The sequence below is a fragment of the Synechococcus sp. R3-13 genome (assembly GCF_047462195.1).
GTDB lineage: Bacteria > Cyanobacteriota > Cyanobacteriia > Thermostichales > Thermostichaceae > Thermostichus.
Map to the genome: position 1 here is coordinate 1 of NZ_JANSIO010000415.1, position 3,192 is coordinate 3,192.

Here is a 3,192-nt window from a genome sequence, read left to right on the forward strand (position 1 = left end):
TGACCCTACGGGTACAGTGCGGGGCTTAGCTAATCCCGCAAGCCCGGTTGGCAGCCTAGATCGTCAAGCCGATCCCCTGCCCATCGTGGTAGGCGGCCAGCAGCAGGTCGGTGGTGGTATCCCAGGCAATCTCCCCCGAGCGCGATAGAGCAATGGCCCCAAAGGAGCGGCGACGTTGGCGGGCCTCTTGAAAAGACTTGGCCATGGCAGCCTTCAGGCTGAGGCCATCTTCCACTCGAATCACAATCCGCGCCGCCAAGCTCTCATCCAAAATATCTTCCCCAACACCGGTGCAACTGACCCCCGCCGCCGCACTGGCATAGGTTCCCGCTGGAGTGGCCGAATCGCTTACTCGCCCCACCCGTTCAAACCCCCGCCCGCCGGTGGAGGTGCCGGCACAGATTTGCCCCTGTTGATCCAGCGCCACCGCCCCCACCGTGCCCATGGCCAGAGCAGTGAGAACCCTAGTTGGGGGATGGGTTTGGCGCAACTGCACCCACTCTTGAACCCGCTTGAGAGTGGCCGGGTCATAGACCGGCAACTGCAGCTCCCGCGCCAGCTCTGCTGCCCCTTGTTCGGCCACCACGCGATCCGGGCTTGATTGCAGAGCCTGGGCCATGAGGATGGGATGCTGAACTCGGCTGACGTTGATCACCCCGCTAAAAGACTGGGTGGCCCCGTTCATGAGAGCGGCGCTCATGCGGATTTGCCCATCCGATTGCAAGACCGACCCCGTCCCAGCATTGTAGAGCGGATCATCCTCCAGCAACTGGCAGGCATGCATCACCGCCGCCTCGGCACTCTGCCCGGCCAATAGCAGCTCGTAGGTGCTCTCCGCCACCTGCCGCAGGGATCCCCTCACTTTTTCCAGGCTGCTTTCCCCTTCCAGGGCGCTGCCGGCTCCGCCGTGGATGATCAGTTTGGGCTGAGGCATGATGAGATTGGTTACCTTGTGAGAACAGTGGAAGACTATATTTTGATTTTCGGGTACAACATCCACCCATGCATCTGCTCCATCCTAGGGATCCCAACGCAAAGGGAGAGGGAGCCTTAAGATAATCCTGTAGATTTGCTAAGCATAGATACTCAAGGGCGATTCTGGTAAAGGGCTGTCGGATTGCAGCCGGCAGGGATCCCCCTGATGGTATGGCACAAGCGAGGTTACATCCATGGCGCTGCCCAGCTTGCACGAGTTTCCTTGGCTGACCACGGTCATCGCTTACCCTGTGTTGGCCGCCCTATTTATTCCCCTGATCCCAGCACCGGCTGGGGATCCCAGTACCCGCGCCTACGCACAAAAGTTGGCCGAGCGGATCCGCTGGTTTGCTTTGTTCATTGCGGTCACGGATCTGCTGATTCTGCTGGCCGGCTTCTATGTCGGCTACGATCCCGGCCAGACAGGTTTGCAACTGCTGGAGCGCTACACCTGGGTACCCCAAGTGGGCTTGAGTTGGTCGGTGGGGGCTGATGGCCTCTCCATGCCCCTGATCCTGCTCACGGCGTTTATCACTACCCTAGCCATCTTGGCCGCTTGGCCGGTCACCCTCAAACCTCGCCTCTTCTACTTTTTGATGCTGGCCATGTATGGCGGGCAGATCGGGGTGTTTGCCGTGCAGGACATGTTGCTGTTTTTCCTGATGTGGGAATTGGAGCTGATCCCGGTGTACTTGCTCCTCTCCATTTGGGGTGGGGCAAACCGCCTCTATGCGGCCACCAAGTTCATCCTCTACACGGCTCTCAGCTCCCTGTTTATCCTGGTGGCAGGTCTGGCTATGGCCTTCTACGGGGATCCCATCAGCTTTGACATGACGGATCTGGCCCACAAGACCTATCCACTCACCTTCCAACTGCTGATGTATGGGGCCTTCCTCATTGCCTATGGGGTGAAGCTGCCCATTTTCCCCTTGCACACTTGGCTGCCCGATGCCCACGGCGAGGCCACTGCGCCGGTGCACATGTTGCTGGCCGGGATCCTGCTCAAGATGGGGGGCTATGCCCTGATGCGCATGAATGCGGGCATGCTGCCGGATGCTCATCTTTACTTTGCGCCGGTGCTGATCGTGTTGGGGGTGGTGAACATCATCTTTGCCGCCCTCACCTCTTTTGCCCAGCGCAACCTGAAACGGAAGATCGCCTACTCTTCCATCAGCCACATGGGCTTCGTGCTCATCGGTATCGGATCCCTGACGGAGATCGGCATGAGCGGCGCCATGCTGCAGATGATCTCCCACGGGCTGATCGGGGCCAGCCTGTTCTTTTTGGTGGGGGCCACCTACGACCGCACCCATACGCTGGAGCTGGAGGAAATGGGCGGCGTTGGCCTGAAGATGCCCAAGATCTTCTCCATGTTCACCGCCTGCTCCCTGGCTTCGCTAGCCCTACCCGGCATGAGCGGCTTTGTGGCCGAGATCATGGTGTTTATCGGCATGGCCACCACCGATGCCTACTCTCTCCCCTTCCGGTTGGTGGTGGTTTTCCTGGCAGCAGTTGGGGTGATCCTGACCCCCATCTACCTGCTGTCGATGTTGCGGCAGATTTTCTTTGGCCCGGAGAACAAAGAGCTCACCGAACACGAAGAATTGGTAGATGCTGAGCCACGCGAGGTGTTCATCATCGCCTGCCTGTTGATCCCCATCATTGGCATTGGCCTCTACCCCAAGCTGGTGACCAGCCTCTACGACCAATCCACTAACGCTTTGGTGGCGCTGCTGCGGCAGGAACTGCCCCAAACTGGTGAGACGGTTGCCCAAGCTCCTGCCCTCTACAACAACTGAATAATAATGTTGAATTGAGATGAGAACTGAGGGTCGGAAAGGGATCCACTCCCTTTCTATCCCCTATTGGGCTTGCGGCCCTCGCCAGCTTGAACTTGCATCCAGCCGAACAAAGTTGCGATTGTCAGTTGGATCCCTTGGGCAAACGCAGGAGTGGGGATCACCTCTTGGGGATCCTCATGTACTGTCGGCTGCTGCCCGGCAGGGTAGGCGAAAACAACCCTTTCTTCGGGAGCCACGATCCACCCCATTTGGCAGCCGTGATCCAGGCCGATCAAGATTTTTTTGACCAGCTTCATTGGATTTTGATCGGGAGAGAGAATCTCGATCATCCAATCAGGGCAAAAGGGGATGAGATTTTGAATGGTGCCATCTTCATCTACAGGGATCCGATCCCAGGGGATCACAGAAATATCGG

The 3,192-nt window shown here is 58.3% G+C and carries 3 protein-coding genes; 1 reads left to right on the forward strand and 2 read right to left on the reverse strand.

All coding sequences use genetic code 11. The features are described from left to right. Positions 1 to 55 precede the first annotated feature (55 nt). Positions 56 to 934 (reverse strand): isoaspartyl peptidase/L-asparaginase, encoded by an 879-nt coding sequence (locus NW856_RS12140; protein ID WP_414400481.1) that lies wholly within the window; start codon positions 932 to 934, stop codon positions 56 to 58. A 235-nt stretch (positions 935 to 1,169) separates the two neighbouring features. On the opposite strand from NW856_RS12140, the gene NW856_RS12145 reads away from it, so the two are divergent. Continuing rightward, complete coding sequence (locus tag NW856_RS12145) at positions 1,170 to 2,774, forward strand: NAD(P)H-quinone oxidoreductase subunit 4 (RefSeq protein ID WP_414331642.1); 1,605 nt, start codon at positions 1,170 to 1,172, stop codon at positions 2,772 to 2,774. Between the two features lie 56 nt (positions 2,775 to 2,830). On the opposite strand, the gene NW856_RS12150 is transcribed toward NW856_RS12145, so the two are convergent. Further along, positions 2,831 to 3,192, reverse strand: a 362-nt coding sequence (locus NW856_RS12150) for a Uma2 family endonuclease (protein WP_414400482.1), incomplete at its 5' end; no start/stop codon positions are given.

Excerpts from the sequence above, each read along its gene's own strand:
- NW856_RS12140 (WP_414400481.1), bottom strand. The coding sequence starts at position 934 with ATGCCTCAGCCCAAACTGATCATCCACGGCGGAGCCGGCAGCGCCCTG.
- NW856_RS12145 (WP_414331642.1), top strand. The coding sequence starts at position 1,170 with ATGGCGCTGCCCAGCTTGCACGAGTTTCCTTGGCTGACCACGGTCATC.